A 23,101-nucleotide genomic window follows, 5' to 3' on the forward strand; every position below is an offset into this window, starting at 1 on the left:
TGTGGTCGATATCCATACTCAGACCACCGAAGGTGACATTGCGCGGTAAACCAAACCACAAAATTGCCGGGAGCAATTTTGGACAGCTTTAGCTGGTCCGGAGGACAACCTCCATGGATGGAGGTTGCAATATTGGGTTTCCAGGTTGGTGCTGAAAGTTCCGTAGCTGGGCAAGCGATAGTTGATAATAGCGGAACATTGTGCAGCGATCTGATCTTGCAAATCATTTAGTGCGAAGTAGTTAAACACAGTTCCGTAAAGTAGATCACCAACCAGATTGTGTATGGTGAGTGTGGCTAACTGCACATCATCTGCACTTTCGAGTTTCGCTTTGGTCGCTTCGAGTTGTTGTTTTAAACGCGCGGCTTGTTCCGGGCTTGCGCCTTGCAGATCCAAACCAATTGCACGATAGGAACCAGCGGCTGGGTGTTAACACTGGTTTCCCAACCTTCTTTCGGGCCCCATAAGCCCATTTCTTCGTAAACCTCACTACCCATCTTTTCTGCGGCGCCGGATTTAATGGTTTCATCGTTGATGGTTCACGTTTTTTTTATGGGTATAAACCCATAAAGATACACTGTTAATAAGACAACGAAAAAAATCATTGTGGGAAAATTGGCGTCATGAATCAAGATAGCTAAAATTGCTCCAGATACGGATGTTGTTAAAAAGTGCTGCCAAATTCTGTTTTCGTTGACTAGCTCCTGCTTACACACCTTGCAGCGTAAATATCCATTTTCGCCCATACCTAACGTAAATCTTTTGTAAAAAGGTTGCTTGGTTCCGCAGTTCCAACAGTTCATATTTAGCACCCTATGTCTCTAATTATCATTTCTGCCAATTTGTTTTCAACCCAAGAAATCGCTAGTGACAAAATCAGTGAAAAAGGACCCGCAAATAGCAACATAATAGCTATAGCAATAGAAATCATAGTAAATATCAACGTTAAAGCAATGGCATTACTTTTTGATGAGCACTCGTTAAAGAATTTAATTCCTAAGAAAATAGCAGTGCCGAATTGAGCTAAGCCTTTGAGCAGAAAATTCCCAAGTAAAGTGCTTTTCATTAAACCCAATATTAGCTGCCCCTTAATAAATAAATTTCCTAACTTTTTAAGGAATCCCCCATTCCCCCCACCCGAAATCATATACGCCCCAGCACCCGTATTCGGGTCAATCAGCGTATAACCTTCACCAACCCAACCATTAAAATTAATGCGAGTTTCGTGGGCAGTTGCGATCTTTCCGGCATTTACTGCATTTCGAATATCGTCTTCTGCATCGGCACCCAAATTAATTCGGCTGAGTGCGAGATTCACATTGTCGTTGGTGATTGTCCAGATTTTTTGACCTTGTTGTGATGCAATCGCTAATGCCTTTACCGCTGAGATGCCTTGTGCTTTTTCAGTTTCTGTTGAAAACATTTGTTCAGGCACTAAGTGTTCCATCGCACTCATTCTTGAGCCGATGGATTGGCTGAAAGCAATGGTTTCATCTTTATTATTGGTTTTACTGTTGCGCTGTTGCTTCATGTGGTCGATATCCATACTCAGACCACCGAAGGTGACATTGCGTGGTAGACCATACCAATATTGGGTTTGCAGGTTGGTGCTGAAGGTTCCGTAGCTGGGTAAACGATAGCTGATAATAGCGGAACTTTGCGCGGCGATCTGGTCTTGCAGGTCGTTTAAGGCGAAATAATTAAATACAGTGCCATAGAGCAAATCACCCACCAGATTGTGTTTGGTGAGTGTGGCTAACTGCACATCATCTGCACTTTCAAGTTTTGCTTTTGTCGCTTCGAGTTGTTGTTTTAAACGCGCGGCTTGTTCCGGGCTGGCGCCTTGCAGGTCTAATCCGATTGCTCTGTAGCTGCCAGCAGTTGGGTGGTTAATGCTGGTCTCCCAACCTTCTCTCGGGCTCCATAAGCCCATTTCTTCGTAGAGTTCCCCACCCATTTTCCCGGCTGCACCAGCCTTGATGGTTTCACCATTAATAGTGAATTCTGCGGTGAGGTTAATTAAATAACCGGGTAATGTTTTGGGCAGTTTTGCTGGATCAATCGAGCCATTCGCTTCCGGTGCGGGTAAACGGCTGGCGATAATATCTTCGTCGGCTTTGGTGGCTGGTTTGAAACTCAGTGCAATGGCTTTACCCGCGAGCTTTGCGGTGGGTTCTTCAATAGTTCCGTTTCGTTCGCTATCGATTTGGTTTGAATGGTGTTAGCCAGTGCTTCTGCATCAAACGGAACCTGATCTTTCAGATTCATGCCGTCAGTGAAATCGTATTGCTAGCGCCTGACACGACAGAGGCTATGTCCTGCATCAAATATTGCCTAATTGCCAATTTTACGAATAAACTCCCAATCGATTGACTCGAATTCCTTAATTATTTCATCTATTTCAGAAGATAGAATCGCCTTCCTTTCACGTATCAAAATAGCGCCCCAATGACCAGTCTCAACCCCTAATTCAAATTTATTTAAGAAGGTCTCGACCTCTTTCGAAATTTTTTCATTAGATTTAAAAAGCGCTCTTAAATAAGTCGACTTCATCCAACAAAATTTTGGATATTTCTTATCCGTAAAAATAACGGAGTCACATCTAACTGGAGAAAAACTTGCATTCGAAACTTCAATATACTGCCAACTTAGACCATTCCTAAGCTTATATATTAATCCGTTATCAATAGGTAGTTGAGCCATCTGAGACTGAGGATAATTAGAAAAAATATTAACAAGACATGTTTCGACTTCCTTCTCAAGCAATGAGCAATATTTTACTTTTTCTTCAATAAAATTCACCCGATTAAGTCGCACCTTAAAGAAAATCAAAGTAAATACAGCTATCGCACCAAAAGCAATCCACTGTTCAATCATCATTTTTACAACCCTCAAGAATAGGTAGATTTTCTAACAACCTATTTGAAATTTGATCTACTATCATGGGGACAACAACATTGATAAAGATGTAGGTGCCCAGGCCACCAGTTGCAACCGTAGCTGCCCAAGCAGCTACACCAATACTTATCAAAGCTATTACAGCAGCACCAATTACTGATATCACAGCAGGCAGAGCAGAGGGGCAGTTTCCTATAGCCTCTAAAATGGAACCAATCAGTCCAACAATAGGAGCTACAGGCTTTATTTTTTCTCCAATAACCTTCAGTAGAGCTCTAAATGCTATAGCCTGTTTATCCTTCCCAGAAATCACTTTTTGCATCACATCAAGGAAGGATTCTAAATATCCCACTACCTCACCTAGCACTGAAATTAGCTCCCCACCATTTCCCCCACCAGAAATCATATAAGCACCAGCCCCGGTATTCGAGTCAATCAGCGTATACCCCTCACCAACCCAACCATTAAAATTAATTCTGGTTTCGTGGGCGGTTGCGACTTTCCCAGCATACACCGCATTGCGAATATCGTTTTCTGCATCTGCACCTAAATTAATTCGGCTGAGTGCGAGATTCACATTGTCGTTGGTGATTGTCCAAATTTTCTGGCCTTGTTGTGATGCAACCGCCAATGCTTTTACGGCTGATATGCCTTGTGCTTTTTCAGTTTCAGTGGAAACCATTTGTTCTGGAACCAGATGCTCTATGGCACTCATGCGTGCACCAATACTTTGGCTGAAGGCTATCGCTTCCTGTTTGTTATTGGTGTTGCTGATGCGATGTTGCTTCATGTGGTCAATGTCCATGCTCAGGCATTTTATTTCCACCTTTTAGTTGCAATCTGCTTAGCGCATGCATTTACGCGAATTTTTGAAATTTAAGTACAGCTACTGATTTTTAATAGCAGTTAAAATTTTTTGCGTGTTTATCTCTGACTGAATAAAGTCTGGTTGATATCCATAAATAACTTTATCCCCAACAATACTTATGGGAACCCCACCACCACCTAACGAATAGTAGATGAAATATGATTTTTTTGACGACTCTATATCATGCTCTTCATACGCGACCCCTAAGCTGTCAAGTTGTCGTTTTAGCTTTTTACAATAAGGACACCAAGATGTAACAAATATAATTACTTTTTTATCACCTATAGATGGCCCAAATATTAAAGCGCCAATGTATTTATGATATGAAAAAACAGCGATGGCACTAAACAATAAGCACCATAAAGAAAATAGTAATTCTTTTTTCAATTTATTATTCTCTCTATACTTTTAATACCAACTATTTTTTATGGTCATATGTACTTATACCAAAAAATATCCAATGCCTATTTTGCCTCAAAGTTACTGCGCGCTTTTTGGGACTTTCACCTGTTAAATTCAATCCGAATGCACGATAAGAACCAGCGACTGAGTGAATTAACACTGACTCTCTAAAAAATAAACAAAATGCTATTTATTTTTTCTATAACTCAAAAAAATTAAGAACGATAACAACGAAAAGCAGAGCTTTAAACCGATTAAAAAACAAAAGTATAGGAAGTCTTTCTCCGCCTCAACAAAATAGAATCCAGTATACTTTCCCATGAATGCAGCCCGCCCTAACAATAGCTCAACAAGACACCACATCATAAAAAAAAATAGAAAAAAGTATTGCCCAAACTCTATTTTTCAATATTTATTTCCTCTGTTTTAGAAAAAAACAGGTACACAGCACCTACAAATGTAGATATTAATACTTTTATCCATACTTGGAACGGCCCAACAATTCCAACCAACATAACAACAGAGACTGCCATTGCTGTATGCGCTGTTAAAATTCGTTGCTGCGTTTTACAAAATTCGCAATTACCTTTTCCATAAAGATGAAAATTTAAACTCAATTTATTTTTACACTTTAAACAAATCAATTAATTCCCCCTTGCAGGCAGAGACCGTCTTATCTGCAAAATAGCTTAACAATAGACCATTTAATAACCCGATAATAATTGCAATAAACCCAGATAATAAGAAAGTAATTAACAAAAAAGAAAGTGCTATAAGAAACAAGAATGCCGGTGCCAACAACGCAATTGCCTCGATAGGGCACGCAGAAATATAATCACTTAATGTAGTAAATACTGAAAGTGCTGTAGACATGAAAGATAGTGCCTTGCTAAAGGCTTCTAAAATAAACTTGAATGTTTTTATCGCAATATCTTTAGATTTTTCAAGACCAATAATCAACAAATCAATTATGGTACTAACATCTGTCATTATTTGGTCGAGCATATCTGGAACGTCTGTCTTACTCCCATTCCCTCCACCCGAAATCATATACCCGCCAGCACCAGCATTCGGATCCATCAAAATATAGCCCTCACCAACCCAGCCATTGAAATTAATTCTGCTGTCATGCGCTGTTGCAATTTGGCCTGCATGTACAGCATTACGAATGTCACTCTCAGCGGATGCCCCGAGACTCATTTTACTTAACGCTAAATCAACATTGGTTTTATCAATTGTCCAAATCTTTTGACCTTGTTGACTTGCGATAGCGATGGCTTTTACTGCACTGATGCCTTGTGCTTTTTCAGTTTCGGTAGAGAACATTTGTTCTGGTACCAAATGGTTCACTCGGTACATCCATGTACCTCGCCCTTAGGGCAGCTTCGCTGTGCAAAACGGTTTTCCTACCGTTTTTTCATCGCACTCATACGTGCACCAATACTTTGACCGAAGGCTATCGATTCCTGTTTGTTGTTGGTTTTGCTGTTGCGCTGTTGTTTCATGTGGTCGATATCCATACTCAGACCACCGAAGGTGACATTGCGCGGTAAACCAAACCACAAAATTGCCGGGAGCAATTTTGGACAGCTTTAGCTGGCCCGGAGGACAACCTCGCTCTAATGATTCAATATCTTTACCCATCGCATTTCCTCGATAGCTCGACAAAACATATTCGCTTCGGCTTGCAACCATTTTGGCGCGCACGAGATTCAGTTCAATGTAACGGCTGACGGTGAGAAAGTAAGCATCGTACAACCTCGGCAATCTTGTCATATACCTCTTCATGTAATTTAGATTTTTGAGCCTCAAATTTCAGCTCTATTTCTATGAACTTCCCATCATCAAAAAGCCCAACCAGCTTTCACCAATCGGGCTTTGCGACAACAACAAATACTGAGGATTGTTGCTTTGATCCCTACCGCCAACTTCGGACAGTTAACTAACATACATTTTTTGCCTCAAAGCGCTCGGGGCTAACAAAGCCAATAGCGCTGTGACGGCGGTAGCGATTGTAATCCACTTCGATATATTCAAAAATAGACTCGCGCGTGTGCTTTCCATCTAGCAATGGCTCGCCGTGAACCAGCTCAACCTTAAGTGAATGAAAGAAGCTTTCCGCACACGCATTGTCCCAGCAATCACCCTTGCGACTCATACTCTGTATTAGCGAATATTTTTCCAGTAAATCCCTAAACGCATGCGATACATATTGGCTGCCACGGTCACTGTGAACAATAACGCTTTTTGGGAATTTTCGTCGCCACAACGCCATCATCAATGAATCACAAACCAATTGCGCATCAATATGTTTGCTCATCGACCAACCAACAACTTTTCGAGAATATAAATCAATCATCACGGCCAGATACAACCAACCTTCTGTAGTTTGAATATAAGTAATATCGGTCACCCATTTTTCATTAGGTTGTTGCGCAGAAAAATCTCTAGCCAACAGGTTGGGCGCAACAGGTAGTGTATGATTGCTGTCCGTAGTCACCTTGAACAGCTTGGCCGCTTTTGCAATTAACCCCTGCCGTTTCAGGCTTTTCCGAATGGTTTTTATGTCGAGCGGATTATCTTGCTCCGCCAAATCATAAAAAATCCGATCCGCGCCATACCGGCCTTTTCCAGCCTCAAATGCTGCCTTTACCAACGCATCAATCGCTTCTCTTTGCTGCATGCGCCAACTAACCATTTCACGATTATCAAGCCAGCTGTAATACCCACTTCGCGAAACCAACAGAACGCGCGCCATCATCGCGATTGAATATAGCGCGCTATTTGTCAGCATAAATTCGTAGCGTTTTATTTTTGATGCTTCGCGAAGTAGGTAGCCGCCTTTTTTAGGATTTCAAGCTCCTCTGCTTGCTCGGCGAGCTGACGCTTGAGGCGTGCATTTTCAGCGGCGAGGAGCGATTCTCTTTCAACATCAGTACGGCTATTGTTGAGTGCGCTACGCCAACTGTAAATTTGACTGGCATATATGCCCAGTTTTTCGGCGGCTTCCGCTACGCTCAATCGTTCGGCCAGTTTAATGGCCTCACTTTTGAACTCGGCTGTATACTTCTTATTCTCTTTTGGGGTTGGTTTCTTGCTCATGGATCACCTCTGGAGTAAGTTTACTCAGTTTCTAAGGTGTCCGATATTCGCGGAGGGGATCACTTTTAGTAAGCGATCAACAGATTAAGGAGTCTTCGCCCCTTGATCTCCTGCGACACATATCTCCTCCAGCATCAATGACACTTCACTTTTTTAATTTAAGTTCTTTAGTTTTTTACTAACTATTAGTCTCTTCACGTAATACCAAAAATTAAAAATTATCGCTCCAGATGAAACTACAGCGAGTAAAGTCCATTTAATATCTATTACCCAAAAGACAATTGAAATCAGATATAAAAAAATTGCTGTAAAGGCAATAAAGTCAAAATTTACTTTTATTTCTTTCACCAGCCTGATTGAAAAAACTAAAAATAGAATAGCCACGGGCAAATAGTGCATATCCATCAAAATTTACTCCAAAGCCAAACAGCAAACGTAATTATTACAGACATAAAAGCAAAAAGCGTTTTGCTTAAACCACCTATAGGAAATAAAAACCACCCAATAATATCTTTAAGCGGCCCCTTTATTTCACTCCATGTCTCAGACCATTCACCATTTATAGCAATGATTGCAGACATTACTACTGTAATCCACGTACCCACAGCGGCAATTGTTCCAATTAATGAAGATCCTGCAAGTAACACTCCTGCCATTAATGGCCCACAAACGAACATACAAGCGAATAACAGCAATGATATGGCTAGAATTGCGATCCCAATTAGAAGAATGCCCCCATTCCCCCCACCCGAAATCATATACGCCCCAGCACCCGTATTCGGGTCAATCAACATATAACCTTCACCAACCCAACCATTAAAATTAATTCTAGCTTCATGTGTCGTCGCAATCTTTCCGGCATTTACTGCATTGCGAATATCGTTTTCTGCATCTGCACCTAAATTAATTCGGCTGAGTGCGAGATTCAAATTGTCGTTGGTGATTGTCCAGATTTTTTGACCTTGTTGTGATGCAATTGCCAATGCTTTTACGGCTGATATTCCCTGCGCTTTTTCTGTTTCCGTAGAGAACATTTGTTCTGGTACCAAATGTTCCATGGCACTCATACGTGCACCAATACTTTGACCGAAGGCTATCGATTCCTGTTTGTTGTTGGTTTTACTGTTGCGGTGCTGTTTCATGTGGTCAACATCCATACTCAGACCAGCGAAAGTGACATTCCTTGGAAGACCAAACCAATATTGGGTTTGCAGGTTGGTGCTGAATGTTCCGTAGCTGGGCAAGCGATAGTTGATAATAGCGGAACTTTGCGCAGCGATCTGGTCTTGCAGGTCGTTTAAGGCGAAATAATTAAATACTGTGCCGTACAGCAAATCACCTACAAGGTTGTGTTTGGTGAGTGTAGCGAGTTGCACTTCACTATTACTTTCGAGTTTCGCTTTGGTGGCTTCGAGTTGTTGTTTTAAACGCGCGGCTTGTTCAGGGCTTGCGCCTTGTAAATCCAAACCGATAGCGCGATAGCTACCAGCGGCCGGGTGGTTAACACTGGTTTCCCAACCTTCTTTCGGGCTCCATAAGCCCATTTCTTCATACAGCTCACCGCCCATTTTCCCGGCGGCACCAGCCTTGATGGTTTCACCATTAATAGTGAATTCTGCGGTGAGGTTAATTAAATAACCGGGTAATGTTTTGGGCAGTTTGTTGGGGTCAATCGAGCCATTCGCTTCCGGTGCGGGTAAACGGCTGGCAATAATATCTTCGTCGGCTTTGGTGGCTGGCTTGAAACTTAATGCGATGGATTTGCCAGCGAGCTTTGCGGTGGGTTCTTCAATGGTGATAAACGGGGTATCCGCATAACCCATATTCTCTGTCGCTAAGGTGTATTTAAATTTATGGCGCAGGTTATTGGGGACTTCGTTAAAGGTTTGGCTGGTGATAATGCGGTTGTAAGGCAAACCAGCAGCGAGCGGTCTTGCGGGGAGGATTTTAATTTCTTGCAAACCCAACACTTCACCAACAGTTGCAGCGGGTGACTGATTTTCAATGTAGGTTTTTAATTGATTTTGAAATTGCGTTAACTGCGCCTCGATATCCGCTTGCGGCACATTTTGTACCCAGCCTTCTTGTTCATTCACAATCGATTTGGTTTGAATGGTATTAGCCAGTGCTTCTGCATCAAACGGCACTTGGTCTTTCAGGTTCATGCCGTCGGTGAAATCGTATTGTTTAAAACTCGCATCCATTGGAATCCAGCTATCACCCGCCAGCTCTTTCATACCGCGACTGGGGAAGCAATCTAAAAAACATCTCCCTTGCCCCATATTTGAGCAAATAATCTTATGGGAATAGGAATCGATATAAGAAATCAATCACAAAACCTTTTCTCAAGAATTTTATAAGCATCATCAAACAAAAACGAAAAACCCCAAGCCTCATTCATAAGTTTTGACAACAAATATATCGTATGTAGTTCCAACCCCTGATCACTTCCATTCATTATTCTTCGATCCAATATTGCAAATAAATAATCTGAAAACAAAGTTCCTTCTACAGCAGGATTATTAATATACAAGCTAACCCAAGATGCCATATAAAAATTTATAGAATAATCGTTCAAAAAAGATAAGCCACCAGCAAAGAACTCCAAGTATTCGCGGGTTACATTTTCCCAGGAAACATCCCTGTCTATAGCTTTTTCTAACCTAACACTTTTTTTAATTTGATCCCACTCATCTTTAAATCTATCAAAAAGAGCTTCATTTATCGAAACATTTAAACGTACATTGAATGATGAATTAAAACTCTCCGGGTAAACTTTGTAGACATCCAAAAAAACGCCATCGGCCAAGGAATTATGGAAACCTAAAATTCGATACTTAGAGAATTCATTTTCTAAACTATATTTTAAATTCATGGTGCTGAATTTACTCCGGCAACAAATAATAAAGCGCGCACTTTTGTAACACTATTTTTGCTTCTTCAAGTTTATCGATATGTTGTTTGTGTTCCGGTGTCCAGCAAGCTATCTCCTCTTCCCTTTGATCAACTATTTCCCCCCAACCCAATAGCCTAATAGCAATATCTGACTTTGAATGTATTGGAGGAAGCTGACAGCCTCCATGATTCGTCTCAAAAGCTTTGTTAATTGTTTGACGTTGCTGAATTTCAATATATTTTTCTTGGGAACACAACCAGCATTGCTCGTATTTTGAACGTATACCACTCTCACACTCACAATCCCGTTGATATGTTGCTTCCGCATTCACCACCCCTGCCAAGGTTAGCGCAGATAAAATTACGGTTTTTATGATTGTCGCCCCCCTAATACCGATTTCAGGAATCAAAGCGGCAGCCCTGATAATGCGAGCAAACATAAATGCAGTGGCTGCAAGCGCGACTACAACAATCGCCGTCACAGCAACTTCCGTTAGATTACATTTCACGGAACCAAAGAAAGTTGCAGTTGCTTGCAAAGAGGTTCCAGGTAAAGTAGCCATTACTAGAGCTGGCGCAACAGCCGCAACCATATTGACACCCGAAGAGTCATCTTCTGGTGTATCACCATCAAAACCATTACGCCCACCTGAAATTAAATAGCCTCCAGCTCCCGTGTTCGGATCAATTACCATATATCCCTCACCGATCCAACCGTTAAAATTGATACGGTTCTCATGGGTAGTGACTATTTTTCCTGCATTGACCGAATTACGAATATCCAGCTCTGCTTCTGCACCCAACTGAATTTTGTTTAGCGCGACATTTAAATTGTTTTTATCAATTGTCCAGATTTTTTGCCCTTCCTGTGATGCGATGACCAAAGCCTTTATCGTACTAACACCTTCAGCTGTTCCGGCAGGACTTCTGAACATTTCCTCTGGGACCTGGTGCTCCATTGCACTCATACGTGCGCCGATGGATTGGCTGAAAGCAAAGGATTCATCCTTGTTGTTACTTTTACTGACGCGATGCTGTTTCATATGGTCTATGTCCATACTCAAGCCAGCGAAAGTCACATTGCGCGGAAGACCGTACCAATACTGTATTTGTAGGCTGGTACTGAATGTTCCGTAACTCGGTAAACGATAACTGAGTACATTGGCGCTTTTTGCGGCAATTTGGTCCTGCAGGTCGTTTAAGGCGAAATAATTAAATACTGTGCCGTACAGCAAATCACCTACAAGGTTGTGTTTGGTGAGTGTAGCGAGTTGCACTTCACTATTACTTTCGAGTTTCGCTTTGGTGGCTTCGAGTTGTTGTTTTAGACGCGCTGCTTGTTCCGGGCTTGCGCCTTGCAGGTCTAAACCAATTGCGCGATAGCTACCAGCGGCCGGGTGGTTAACACTGGTTTCCCAACCTTCTTTCGGGCTCCATAGGCCCATTTCTTCGTAGAGTTCTCCACCCATTTTTCCGGCGGCTCCTGCTTTAATGGTTTCGCCGTTGATGGTGAATTCGGCGGTGAGGTTAATTAAATAACCCGGTAATGTTTTGGGGAGTTTTGCCGGGTCAATAGAACCATCTGCTTCAGGGGCAGGCAAACGGCTGGCGATAATATCTTCATCGGCTTTGGTTGCCGGTTTAAAACTGAGTGCAATGGTTTTGCCCGCGAGTTTTGCGGTGGGCTCTTCAATAGTGATGAAGGGCGAATCCGCATAACCCATATTTTCTGTCGCCAGGGTGTATTTAAATTTATGGCGCAGGTTATTGGGGACTTCGTTAAAGGTTTGGCTGGTGATTATGCGGTTGTAGGGCAAGCCTGCGGCTAATGGACGCGGAGGTAATATTTTAATTTCCTGCAAGCCGAGCACTTCACCCACGGTGGAATCTGGATTCTGATTTTCAATATAGGTTTTTAATTGATTCTGGAATTGTGTGAGCTGCGCCTCGATATCCGCTTGCGGCACATTTTGTACCCAGCCTTCGGTTTCATTAACGATGGATTTGGTTTGGATGGTATTGGCTAATGCTTCTGCATTGAACGGCACTTGGTCTTTTAAGTTCATACCTTCGGTGAATTCGTATTGTTTAAAACTAGCATCCATTGGAATCCAGCTATCACCCGCCAGCTCTTTCATACCGCGACTGGGGAAGTAATCCACATAGGCTTCTACCCACACGTGCTCCAACTTAAACGTGGTAATTTTTCCGCCTTCAACACGGCCAATAGTTGGCACACCACCCATTCCCAGAATGGCTTGTGCGGCTTCAGGGGTTTTTGCATCACCTACCCAGTTCATAACTTTAGTGGCCGGAATTTCTACAGTACCGTATGCGTAACGGGCTGGAATATTGGCAGCACGCAACAAGGCGATTAATAAACTGGCGGTATCAATCGCGTTACCTTGTTTGGTTTCCAATGTGTGTTGTGCGCCCTGGATGGAACCGTAGCTGGGAATAAATCGGATGTTGTTGTGAACCCAGGTATAAATGTCGATGCTGTTGTTATGCAGTTGTGCCGCTAGTGCTTTAATTTCTGGCGTGAGTTGGACTTCAATCGATTCGTTGAGTGCGGCTTGTAATTCTGCGTTAGCAGCATTGGACATTGCTTGCGCGATTACACCGGGATCGGTATCACCCGCCTGCGCAAACTGTGCGTATTTGGCGTAGGGGTTTAAACCTAAAGTCGCTTGCAGATCTTGCGGGTTATCGACAGGTTCACGCACCGTTTCATCGGGCGCACCCCAAGGTAAATCATCCGGTGTGGCAGGAGTATGGGTTGGCTTAAATTGTTCCTGTTCAAGTGTTTCGTTTAATTGCTCAAGCGCTTGTTCTTGCGCGCTGGCCGACTGGGCACTAACCAATGCGGTGAGTTGCTCTTTGGTTTGCGTGTAGCGGGTTTTGATGTGATCCAGCGCTTGTGTGTGGCGCTCTTTAATTAATTTTTTAACATCGTCGCTGAGCGCGTTGCCAGCTGCTGCGGCCTCCTGCTCAAATTGCGTTGCTTCGGTTTCAAATTCGGTAATCGCTTCCTGATAAGCCGTATCGATGCTGTTGCTCAGGGTTTGTAATTCAGCCAGCTCCTCACCGGTGATTGGCCCATCACCAAATACGCTGGCGAAGGCACTTTGGAACCAGTTTTGATCGGCTTCGCGCTGCTCAATCGCTTGCGGTAATTCCAACACGATTTTATCGCGCAGTTTTGCAAGGCGATTGCTGAGTTTTTTCTCGGGTGTGGTTTCGATGGCAGCCTCCAGCGCCGCTTCGCGCTGGTCGTCTTTATTCATTTCATTGGCAACAGCAGCAGCGGCTGGGTTGGCGTAAAACACAAAGGTAAAAAAGCTTGAGTATGGCAATAGATTGTAAAAATAGGCCATTACGGAGTTTGCTCAACAACATGTGGCCACACTTGTATTTTCCAACTTAATTCACCGTTTTCTAGTTAAAAAATAATTGAGCAGTATGAAAAAAATACCCAACGCTATTAATGGTAGCGTTTCACGCACCGAGCTAAAAAATGATTGATCATCAAAGAACATAGCTTTTACGAAAAAAATAAGTGTGCACCCTGCTAAAAAAGATGCTAACTGGCTGCTCTTCATGTAAACCTCTATTAAGTACAAACAGGTGTCAGAAATACCGTTGCTCCAGCACCAGCAACAAATGCGGCCCACATATTATTTAATAGCCTTCCTAGTATAGGTATTCTCCCCAACAAAGCAAAAAGTCCTGCGGTATATGAATATGTTGCCAAGTTACACAGCTTCGCTTCTGTTAATTCACTAAAACCCAGTGAATCCGACAATAAACTTAATCCCCTAAATAGATTGGCAAGTGAAATCGCAATTGCAGCAAATATAAGTGGGGCAGCCAATGCAATCCCAACAAAACCAAATGCAAGTAATCCGATACCAACCATTAGAAGCCCAGCTAGGCCAAGCATTACAAATATTGCCCCATTCCCCCCACCCGAAATCATATACCCACCAGCTCCCGTATTCGGGTCAATCAGCGTATACCCCTCGCCAACCCAGCCATTAAAATTAATTCGGGCTTCGTGAGCAGTTGCTATCTTTCCAGCATACACTGCATTGCGAATATCGTTTTCTGCATCCGCACCTAAATTAATTCTGCTCAGCGCAAGGTCAAGGTTGGATTGGGTTATTGTCCAAATTTTTTGTCCTTGTTGGCTTGCAATCGCTAACGCTTTTACAGCTGAGATGCCTTGGGCTTTTTCTGTTTCAGTGGAGAACATTTGTTCTGGTACCAAATGGTTCACTCGGTACATCCATGTACCTCGCCCTTAGGGCAGCTTCGCTGTGCAAAACGGTTTTCCTACCGTTTTTTCATCGCACTCATACGTGCACCAATACTTTGGCCGAAGGCTATCGATTCCTGTTTGTTGTTGGTTTTGCTGTTGCGCTGTTGTTTCATGTGGTCGACATCCATACTCAGACCACCGAAGGTGACATTGCGCGGTAAACCAAACCACAAAATTGCCGGGAGCAATTTTGGACAGCTTTAGCTGGCCCGGAGGACAACCTCGCTCTAATGATTCAATATCTTTACCCATCGCATTTCCTCGATAGCTCGACAAAACATATTCGCTTCGGCTTGCAACCATGTTGGCACGCACGAGAATCAGTTCAATGTAACGTCTGACGGTGAGAAAGTAGGCGTCGTACAAACTCGGCAACCTTGCCATATACCTCTCCTTGGAATATAGATTTTTGTGCCTTAAATTTTAGCGCTATTACTATGAACGTCCCATCATAAAAAAGCCCAACCAGCTTTCACCTGTTGGGCTTTGCGATAACAACAAATACAGAGGATTGTTGCTTTTAGTTAACGATCAACTATCAAGGAGTCTTCACCCCCTTGATCGCTGGATTTCGGGAAAGGATTAACTAATTTATAAAATTTGCAAAAAAAAGAAAAAGCAATGCAACTTCGTCTTTGAAAACATCATTTTTCGAAAAGACAACTTAAAAAAACCCAAAAAATCCAAGCTAAAACCACTCCATGTAGAGCATTAATCCTTATAATAAGGTCATCTTTTGTAACATCTTCGCCACCGAAAAAAGCCAATGTTATAGCAAGAAATATCAGCACAAAAAAAGCGGTTTCTCCACCCTTCTTTATGAATTTATTAATGAATAGTTTCATTGTTACTACCCGCAGACTCCAGTTACATCAGAAAAGAAAGCACCTAACAAAGCCACGCCTATAGCCCCTCCCGTAAAGGGCAGCAATTTATTTAGCCCAAACGTCAACAGTGCCATTGCTGCACCAACAAGTTTACTACATAAAAACTTTTCTCCCATTGTAGCGGCAATACCTGCTGCTATAAACATAGCCCCAGCTACAGCCATAGTAGCCACAATTTGTTGTAAAACAACCAATCCTATCGTGGCTGTAATTGGGGCCCCAACAACCAAAAAAGACATTAAGAAAATTGAGCTCATAACGAGCAATAAACCTAAAAAAATTAGTCCCCCATTCCCCCCACCCGAAATCATATACGCCCCAGCACCAGTATTCGGGTCAATCAGCGTATAACCCTCACCAACCCAACCATTAAAATTAATGCGAGTTTCGTGGGCAGTCGCAATCTTGCCAGCATTTACTGCATTACGAATATCGTTTTCTGCATCGGCACCCAAATTAATTCGGCTGAGGGCAAGATTCAAATTATCGTTGGTGATTGTCCAGATTTTTTGACCTTGTTGTGATGCAATCGCTAATGCCTTTACAGCTGAGATGCCTTGGGCTTTTTCTGTTTCAGTGGAGAACATTTGCTCAGGCACTAAGTGTTCCATTGCACTCATACGTGCGCCGATGGATTGGCTGAAAGCAAAGGATTCATCCTTGTTGTTACTTTTACTGACGCGATGCTGTTTCATATGGTCTATGTCCATACTCAAGCCAGCGAAAGTCACATTGCGCGGAAGACCATACCAATACTGTGTTTGCAAATTGGTGCTGAAGGTTCCGTAGCTGGGCAAACGATAGCTGATAATGCCGGAGCTTTGTGCAGCGATCTGATCTTGCAAATCATTTAGCGCGAAGTAGTTAAATACCGTGCCGTAGAGTAAATCACCCACCAGACTGTGTTTGGTGAGTGTGGCTAACTGCACATCATCTGCACTTTCAAGTTTTGCTTTTGTCGCTTCGAGTTGTTGTTTTAAACGCGCGGCTTGTTCCGGGCTGGCGCCTTGCAGGTCTAATCCGATTGCTCTGTAGCTGCCAGCAGTTGGGTGGTTAATGCTGGTCTCCCAACCTTCTTTCGGGCTCCATAAGCCCATTTCTTCGTAGAGTTCCCCACCCATTTTCCCGGCTGCACCAGCCTTGATGGTTTCACCATTAATAGTGAATTCTGCGGTGAGGTTAATTAAATAACCGGGTAATGTTTTGGGCAGTTTGTTGGGGTCAATCGAGCCATTCGCTTCCGGTGCGGGTAAACGGCTGGCGATAATATCTTCGTCGGCTTTGGTGGCTGGCTTGAAACTTAATGCGATGGATTTGCCAGCGAGCTTTGCGGTGGGTTCTTCAATGGTGATGAAGGGTGAATCCGCATAACCCATGCTTTCTGTCGCCAATGAATATTTAAATTTGTGGCGCAGGTTATTGGGGACTTCATTAAAGGTCTGGCTTGTGATAATGCGGTTGTAGGGCAAGCCTGCGGCTAATGGACGCGGAGGTAATATTTTAATTTCCTGCAAGCCGAGCACTTCACCCACGGTGGAATCTGGATTCTGATTTTCAATATAGGTTTTTAATTGATTCTGGAATTGTGTGAGCTGCGCCTCGATATCCGCTTGCGGCACATTTTGTACCCAGCCTTCGGTTTCATTAACGATGGATTTGGTTTGGATGGTATTGGCTAATGCTTCTGCATTGAACGGCACTTGGTCTTTTAAGTTCATACCTTCGGTGAATTCGTATTGTTTAAAACTAGCATCCATTGGAATCCAGCTATCACCCGCCAGCTCTTTCATACCGCGACTGGGGAAGTAATCCACATAGGCTTCTACCCACACGTGCTCCAACTTAAACGTGGTAATTTTTCCGCCTTCAACACGGCCAATAGTTGGCACACCACCCATTCCCAGAATGGCTTGTGCGGCTTCAGGGGTTTTTGCATCACCTACCCAGTTCATAACTTTAGTGGCCGGAATTTCTACAGTACCGTATGCGTAACGGGCTGGAATATTGGCAGCACGCAACAAGGCGATTAATAAACTGGCGGTATCAATCGCGTTACCTTGTTTGGTTTCCAATGTGTGTTGTGCGCCCTGGATGGAACCGTAGCTGGGAATAAATCGGATGTTGTTGTGAACCCAGGTATAAATGTCGATGCTGTTGTTATGCAGTTGTGCCGCTAGTGCTTTAATTTCTGGCGTGAGTTGGACTTCAATCGATTCGTTGAGTGCGGCTTGTAATTCTGCGTTAGCAGCATTGGACATTGCTTGCGCGATTACACCGGGATCGGTATCACCCGCCTGCGCAAACTGTGCGTATTTGGCGTAGGGGTTTAAACCTAAAGTCGCTTGCAGATCTTGCGGGTTATCGACAGGTTCACGCACCGTTTCATCGGGCGCACCCCAAGGTAAATCATCCGGTGTGGCAGGAGTATGGGTTGGCTTAAATTGTTCCTGTTCAAGTGTTTCGTTTAATTGCTCAAGCGCTTGTTCTTGCGCGCTGGCCGACTGGGCACTAACCAATGCGGTGAGTTGCTCTTTGGTTTGCGTGTAGCGGGTTTTGATGTGATCCAGCGCTTGTGTGTGGCGCTCTTTAATTAATTTTTTAACATCGTCGCTGAGCGCGTTGCCAGCTGCTGCGGCCTCCTGCTCAAATTGCGTTGCTTCGGTTTCAAATTCGGTAATCGCTTCCTGATAAGCCGTATCGATGCTGTTGCTCAGGGTTTGTAATTCAGCCAGCTCCTCACCGGTGATTGGCCCATCACCAAATACGCTGGCGAAGGCACTTTGGAACCAGTTTTGATCGGCTTCGCGCTGCTCAATCGCTTGCGGTAATTCCAACACGATTTTATCGCGCAGTTTTGCAAGGCGATTGCTGAGTTTTTTCTCGGGTGTGGTTTCGATGGCAGCCTCCAGCGCCGCTTCGCGCTGGTCGTCTTTATTCATTTCATTGGCAGCGGCAGCTGGGTTGGCATAAAACACAAAGGCAAAAAAGAACAATGTGATACATGCAATGGCTTTCGTCCAATTGATGGTGGTAACTCCTAATTTTTCTCTCTTTACCTGTTGATGCCTAAATTATTTTACCGTAGCACAGCATTTTTAAGCATCTACCATGCTTACAAACACCATGCAACCGACTAGGATAACCAATGAACCAACCCCGATTTTTAATTTTTTGGTCTTGCTAACATCTTTAGCACCGCACGATGCAAAAAAAGCAGCTCCAAAAAAGAGAGATAACAATCGGATCAAAATGTCTTGACTCTGATTCCAAATAGTTGCGACCAAAATCATTGCAAAAATATATCCAAAAACAAGTAATTTTGAGGGCATATTAAAATTCCTTAGTAATCATTAACTGCATCGCATGTTTCTTTCATGGCTCCCCACCCAAAATAGTTAGCCAGAAAGGTCGCTATAAATCCAAACATAAGCGCCTTAAAAGTTGCAATTTCAGCGACAAGCAGCAGTACAAAAACATTTAAGCCAATTAGGATAAATGCAAGAAAGGCTATTGAAAACAGTAGAAGCGCAGCAAATAAATATTCTTCATGTAAAAATGCACTTGAAACAGCAAATGAACAGTTAACCATATTCGAAATCGCACTAATCAACAAATCTAGAATTCCCGTCTTTGAAAAAATGAGTGAAAGGGCTGTAAGAACCCATTGAATACCCCATAGGAGATCTTCAGCTATAGTGGTTTCCGAACCATTCCCCCCACCCGAAATCATATACCCACCAGCACCAGTATTCGGATCCATCAAAATATAGCCCTCACCAACCCAGCCATTGAAATTGATTCTGCTGTCATGTGCTGTTGCAATTTGACCTGCATGTACGGCATTACGGATGTCACTCTCAGCCGGTGCCCCGAGACTCATTTTACTTAACGCTAAATCGACGTTGGTTTTATCAATTGTCCAAATCTTTTGGCCTTCTTGGGATGCAATAGCAAGAGCTTTTACTGCACTAATACCTTGAGCCTTCTCAGTTTCCGTAGAGAACATTTGCTCGGGAACCAAATGCTCCATCGCTGAACCTCTCGCACCGATAGATTGCATATAAGTAACTTTTTCTGCGCGGGTATTATTTTTACTCGCAATTTGGAAGCGCAAACCATCAATATCCATTTCCAGCCCTCCCATCTTTACATCCCGCGGAATGCCATACCAATAGTTAGGTACCAAGCCTGTGCTGAAGGAACCGTAGCTGGGGAAACGGTAATTCACAATATTACTTCCCTGCGCTGCGATCTGGTCTTGCAAATCGTTTAATGCAAAGTAATTGAAGATAGCACCGTAAAGCAAATCACCCACAAGATTATGTTTGGTAAGAGTCGCTAGTTGAATATTGTCTGCGTTTTCCAATTTCGCTTTAGTTTGCTCGATTTGTTGTTTTAAACGTGCAGCTTGTTCCGGATTGGCACCTTGCAGATCAAGCCCTATTGCACGATACACACCCGCTATAGGGTAATTGAGGCTCGTATCCCAACCCGCTTTAGGGCTCCACAAGCCATATTCTTCATACAACTCACCGCCCATTTTTCCCGCAGCACCGGCTTTGATGGTTTCACCATTAATAGCGAACTCGGCTGTTAAATTGATTAAATAGCCCGGTAAGGTTTTAGGTAATTTTGCAGGATCAATAGAACCATCAGCCTCAGGAGCAGGAATACGGGCAGCAATAATTTCTTCATCCGCTTTTGTTGCGGGTTTGAAGCTGAGTGCGATGGTTTTGCCCGCAAGTTTCGCCGTAGGCTCCTCTATATTGATAATTTCATCGCCGGCGTAACCGTGAAGCTTGGTTGCCAAGGTGTATTTAAATTTATGCCGTAACTTGCTCGGAACTTCGTTAAAGGTTTGGCTAGTGATAATACGGTTGTAAGGCAAGCCAGCGGCGAGTGGGCGCGGCGGCAGGATTTTAATTCCTTGCAAGCCGAGCACTTCACCCACGGTGGAATCTGGATTCTGATTTTCAATATAGGTTTTTAATTGATTTTGAAATTGCGTTAACTGCGCCTCGATATCCGCTTGCGGCACATTCTGCACCCAGCCCTCTTGTTCATTCACAATCGATTTGGTTTGAATGGTATTAGCCAGCGCTTCTGCATCAAACGGCACTTCGTCTTTCAGGTTCATGCCTTCGGTGAAATCGTATTGTTTAAAGCTGGCATCCATCGGAATCCAGCTATCACCCGCAAAATCTTTCATACCGCGACTGGGGAAGTAATCCACATAGGCTTCTACCCATACATGCTCTAATTCAAACTTTGAAATTTTTCCTCCGCTGACCAATCCAGAGACAGGAATTCCGCCCATACCAAGTACACTGAGTGCCGCCTCCGGCACTTGCACACCGCCCACCCAATTCATCACTTTCTCGGCGGGCATTTCTACAGTGCCATAGGCGTAACGCGCTGGGATGTTGGCGGCGCGCAATAAGGCGATTAATAAACTGGCGGTATCAATCGCGTTGCCTTGTTTGGTTTCCAGTGTGTGTTGTGCGCCCTGGATAGAACCGTAGCTGGGAATAAAACGGATGTTGTTATGCACCCAGGTGTAGATATCCACGCTGCGGTTATTTAACTGCGCGGCGAGCGCTTTGATTTCTGGCGTGAGTTGGACTTCAATCGATTCGTTGAGTGCGGCTTGTACTTCTGCGTTAGCAGCATTGGCCATTGATTGCGCGATTACACCGGGATCGGTATCACCCGCCTGCGCAAACTGTGCGTATTTGGCGTAGGGGTTTAAACCTAAAGTCGCTTGCAGATCTTGCGGGTTATCGACAGGTTCACGCACCGTTTCATCGGGCGCACCCCAAGGTAAATCATCCGGTGTGGCAGGAGTATGGGTTGGCTTAAATTGCTCCTGTTCAAGTGTTTCGTTTAATTGCTCAAGCGCTTGTTCTTGCGCGCTGGCCGACTGGGCACTAACCAATGCGGTGAGTTGCTCTTTGGTTTGCGTGTAGCGGGTTTTGATGTGATCCAGCGCTTGTGTGTGGCGCTCTTTAATTAATTTTTTAACATCGTCGCTGAGCGCGTTGCCAGCTGCTGCGGCCTCCTGCTCAAATTGCGTTGCTTCGGTTTCAAATTCGGTAATCGCTTCCTGATAAGCCGTATCGATGCTGTTGCTCAGGGTTTGTAATTCAGCCAGCTCCTCACCGGTGATTGGCCCATCACCAAATACGCTGGCGAAGGCACTTTGGAACCAGTTTTGATCGGCTTCGCGCTGCTCAATCGCTTGCGGTAATTCCAACACGATTTTATCGCGCAGCTTTGCCAAACGATTACTGAGTTTTTTCTCGGGTGTGGTTTCTATGGCAGCTTCCAGCGTAGCTTCACGCTGGTCGTCTTTATTCATTTTGGGAACCGCAAATCACAGCACAATGTATTCAATGAATTGGAATTATCATTTATCCGAAAAATCAATGTATTTTGAAAATGAGAAATTTAAGTTACTCAACACAACTACCACCCCCTCATAAATGAATACGAGATGATTCGTCATTCAGAGATGTAATTCCATACCGAAAATGGATTGTGCAGCTCATAGTGCAAGCAACCTTCTCATTCACTTATTTGACGAGACTCCTCAACCCAAGAGCACATCAATTTGATTTGATCATTGGTGAATGGATGTACATAAAATGAAAATGAATCACCTGATTTAAGGTGTATGACTACGGATCGACTATCGTAAAGCGTAAACACTTCATCTCCCGAGTAAAACTCTATTCTTTGAATATCAGTTATCTGCCGCTTAAAAATTACAATGCCATTCTTGATTACTATCAAAATATTACTCTGAATAGTCAATTTGCTAATCTTTCTACTAAGGTTAGAAAAACCAACAACCATCAAAAAGGCTGATGAAGCAACAAAAAACAGAAAACTTCTAGCATCGAAACCAAAAAAAATTAAACCAAATCCAACGAAAAGTAGAAGCAATGAAATTGCAATGTAAATCTTATACTTGGTTTTATCAGGAGGGTTAATTGTAATTTCTTGATTTATCATTCTCTGCACCCATTAGAAATGGACTCACTTAAATGTAAGCCAACAACATGCATCATTATTGCTATTCCAATCGAAACAATAAAACCCATCGGCCCAAACAAAGCAGCTCCTCCGCTTACTACTGTCAATAACACACCAAGCAAAAACATGGCCGTCGCAGCAAAGCCCATTAGTGCAGAAGCATACGGATCACCACAAGCCTTGTTAAATGAAATTATTGATGAGATCACATTAAAATAGCCTGAAATCAAAGCGAACGGGCCACCATATTTAAAACCTGATAATAAAACTTTTAAAGTGTCTACTACTGCTACTAAAACGGTAACCCATTGCATTGCATCAAAAAAACTCAGCCCTGAGCTTTGTGGAATATTAGTCTCACTTCCATTCCCCCCGCCCGAAATCATATACCCGCCAGCACCAGTATTCGGATCCATCAAAATATAGCCCTCACCAATCCAGCCATTAAAGTTAATTCGGGCTTCGTGAGCAGTTGCGATTTTTCCTGCATACACAGCATTACGAATATCGTTTTCCGCATCTGCACCTAAATTAATTCTGCTGAGTGCTAGGTCAAGGTTGGATTGGTTTATAGTCCAAATCTTTTGGCCTTGCTGCGATGCGATGGCTAATGCTTTAACGGCGCTAATGCCTTGGGCTTTGTCTGTTTCAGTTGAGAACATTTGCTCAGGAACCAAATGGTTCACTCGGTAC

General features: G+C 43.4%; 20 protein-coding genes. All 20 read right to left on the reverse strand.

From position 1 onward, the window contains the following. Positions 1-18 precede the first annotated feature (18 nt). Positions 19-396 (reverse strand): hypothetical protein, encoded by a 378-nt coding sequence (locus D0C16_RS12740; protein WP_151032728.1) that lies wholly within the window; start codon positions 394-396, stop codon positions 19-21. A 409-nt stretch (positions 397-805) separates the two neighbouring features. Next, entirely contained in the window at positions 806-1,957 is a 1,152-nt protein-coding gene (locus tag D0C16_RS12745; RefSeq protein WP_151032729.1) for a hypothetical protein, read from the reverse strand. A 179-nt stretch (positions 1,958-2,136) separates the two neighbouring features. Further along, a complete protein-coding gene (locus tag D0C16_RS24630; protein WP_255481916.1) occupies positions 2,137-2,268 on the reverse strand; it encodes a hypothetical protein in 132 nt (43 codons plus the stop codon). Between the two features lie 66 nt (positions 2,269-2,334). Next, positions 2,335-2,880 (reverse strand): hypothetical protein, encoded by a 546-nt coding sequence (locus D0C16_RS12750; protein WP_151032730.1) that lies wholly within the window; start codon positions 2,878-2,880, stop codon positions 2,335-2,337. After that, positions 2,870-3,688, reverse strand: coding sequence for a hypothetical protein (locus tag D0C16_RS12755; protein ID WP_151032731.1), 819 nt, complete (start codon positions 3,686-3,688; stop codon positions 2,870-2,872). The genes D0C16_RS12750 and D0C16_RS12755 overlap by 11 nt, the downstream gene beginning before the upstream one ends. Positions 3,689-3,784: 96 nt before the next feature. Next, positions 3,785-4,153 carry a glutaredoxin domain-containing protein gene (locus tag D0C16_RS12760; RefSeq protein WP_151032732.1) on the reverse strand — a complete coding sequence of 123 codons (369 nt, stop codon included), beginning with the start codon at positions 4,151-4,153 and terminating at the stop codon, positions 3,785-3,787. 639 nt (positions 4,154-4,792) lie between these two features. After that, complete coding sequence (locus D0C16_RS12765; RefSeq protein ID WP_151032733.1) at positions 4,793-5,518, reverse strand: hypothetical protein; 726 nt, start codon at positions 5,516-5,518, stop codon at positions 4,793-4,795. Positions 5,519-5,574: 56 nt separating this feature from the next. Beyond that, on the reverse strand, positions 5,575-5,748 hold the full coding sequence (locus tag D0C16_RS24035) for a hypothetical protein (RefSeq protein WP_191968476.1): 174 nt from the start codon (positions 5,746-5,748) through the stop codon (positions 5,575-5,577). 362 nt (positions 5,749-6,110) lie between these two features. Further along, positions 6,111-7,270, reverse strand: a protein-coding gene (locus tag D0C16_RS12770) for an IS3 family transposase (RefSeq protein ID WP_225318661.1) whose coding sequence is annotated in 2 segments (ribosomal slippage) — positions 6,111-7,015 and positions 7,015-7,270 — 1,161 coding nt in all. Because the reading frame shifts where the segments join, the coding sequence is not laid out codon by codon here. 404 nt (positions 7,271-7,674) lie between these two features. Beyond that, on the reverse strand, positions 7,675-9,507 hold the full coding sequence (locus D0C16_RS12775) for a hypothetical protein (protein WP_151032734.1): 1,833 nt from the start codon (positions 9,505-9,507) through the stop codon (positions 7,675-7,677). An 89-nt stretch (positions 9,508-9,596) separates the two neighbouring features. Further along, complete coding sequence (locus D0C16_RS12780) at positions 9,597-10,145, reverse strand: DUF6714 family protein (protein WP_151032735.1); 549 nt, start codon at positions 10,143-10,145, stop codon at positions 9,597-9,599. A gap of 10 nt (positions 10,146-10,155) precedes the next feature. Then, entirely contained in the window at positions 10,156-13,542 is a 3,387-nt protein-coding gene (locus D0C16_RS12785; protein ID WP_151032736.1) for a transglutaminase domain-containing protein, read from the reverse strand. A gap of 236 nt (positions 13,543-13,778) precedes the next feature. Next, entirely contained in the window at positions 13,779-14,444 is a 666-nt protein-coding gene (locus D0C16_RS12790; protein WP_151032737.1) for a hypothetical protein, read from the reverse strand. Positions 14,445-14,500: 56 nt separating this feature from the next. Beyond that, positions 14,501-14,674, reverse strand: a complete 174-nt coding sequence (locus tag D0C16_RS24040; protein ID WP_191968477.1) for a hypothetical protein — start codon at positions 14,672-14,674, stop codon at positions 14,501-14,503. Positions 14,675-15,130: 456 nt separating this feature from the next. Continuing rightward, positions 15,131-15,331 (reverse strand): hypothetical protein, encoded by a 201-nt coding sequence (locus D0C16_RS12795; RefSeq protein ID WP_151032738.1) that lies wholly within the window; start codon positions 15,329-15,331, stop codon positions 15,131-15,133. A 5-nt stretch (positions 15,332-15,336) separates the two neighbouring features. Next, a complete protein-coding gene (locus tag D0C16_RS12800) occupies positions 15,337-18,312 on the reverse strand; it encodes a transglutaminase family protein (RefSeq protein WP_151032739.1) in 2,976 nt (991 codons plus the stop codon). 156 nt (positions 18,313-18,468) lie between these two features. Next, positions 18,469-18,702: a hypothetical protein gene (locus tag D0C16_RS12805; protein ID WP_151032740.1), complete on the reverse strand. Its 234-nt coding sequence runs from the start codon at positions 18,700-18,702 to the stop codon at positions 18,469-18,471. Between the two features lie 11 nt (positions 18,703-18,713). Continuing rightward, positions 18,714-21,731: a transglutaminase-like domain-containing protein gene (locus D0C16_RS12810; RefSeq protein ID WP_151032741.1), complete on the reverse strand. Its 3,018-nt coding sequence runs from the start codon at positions 21,729-21,731 to the stop codon at positions 18,714-18,716. 206 nt (positions 21,732-21,937) lie between these two features. Continuing rightward, positions 21,938-22,387, reverse strand: a complete 450-nt coding sequence (locus tag D0C16_RS12815) for a hypothetical protein (protein WP_151032742.1) — start codon at positions 22,385-22,387, stop codon at positions 21,938-21,940. Beyond that, positions 22,384-23,094, reverse strand: a complete 711-nt coding sequence (locus D0C16_RS12820) for a hypothetical protein (protein ID WP_151032743.1) — start codon at positions 23,092-23,094, stop codon at positions 22,384-22,386. Before D0C16_RS12820 ends, D0C16_RS12815 begins: the two co-directional genes overlap by 4 nt. Between the last annotated feature and the right edge of the window lie 7 nt (positions 23,095-23,101).

This window comes from Cellvibrio sp. KY-GH-1, from assembly GCF_008806975.1.
GTDB lineage: Bacteria > Pseudomonadota > Gammaproteobacteria > Pseudomonadales > Cellvibrionaceae > Cellvibrio.

Coding starts and splice junctions, on each gene's coding strand:
- D0C16_RS12775 (WP_151032734.1), bottom strand. CDS start 9,507: ATGAAAGAGCTGGCGGGTGATAGCTGGATTCCAATGGATGCGAGTTTT.
- D0C16_RS12750 (WP_151032730.1), bottom strand. CDS start 2,880: ATGATGATTGAACAGTGGATTGCTTTTGGTGCGATAGCTGTATTTACT.
- D0C16_RS12780 (WP_151032735.1), bottom strand. CDS start 10,145: ATGAATTTAAAATATAGTTTAGAAAATGAATTCTCTAAGTATCGAATT.
- D0C16_RS12815 (WP_151032742.1), bottom strand. CDS start 22,387: ATGATAAATCAAGAAATTACAATTAACCCTCCTGATAAAACCAAGTAT.
- D0C16_RS12800 (WP_151032739.1), bottom strand. CDS start 18,312: ATGAATAAAGACGACCAGCGCGAAGCGGCGCTGGAGGCTGCCATCGAA.
- D0C16_RS24630 (WP_255481916.1), bottom strand. CDS start 2,268: ATGAATCTGAAAGATCAGGTTCCGTTTGATGCAGAAGCACTGGCTAAC.
- D0C16_RS12795 (WP_151032738.1), bottom strand. CDS start 15,331: ATGAAACTATTCATTAATAAATTCATAAAGAAGGGTGGAGAAACCGCT.
- D0C16_RS12805 (WP_151032740.1), bottom strand. CDS start 18,702: ATGCCCTCAAAATTACTTGTTTTTGGATATATTTTTGCAATGATTTTG.
- D0C16_RS12810 (WP_151032741.1), bottom strand. CDS start 21,731: ATGAATAAAGACGACCAGCGTGAAGCTACGCTGGAAGCTGCCATAGAA.
- D0C16_RS12755 (WP_151032731.1), bottom strand. CDS start 3,688: ATGAAGCAACATCGCATCAGCAACACCAATAACAAACAGGAAGCGATA.
- D0C16_RS12745 (WP_151032729.1), bottom strand. CDS start 1,957: ATGGGTGGGGAACTCTACGAAGAAATGGGCTTATGGAGCCCGAGAGAA.
- D0C16_RS12785 (WP_151032736.1), bottom strand. CDS start 13,542: ATGGCCTATTTTTACAATCTATTGCCATACTCAAGCTTTTTTACCTTT.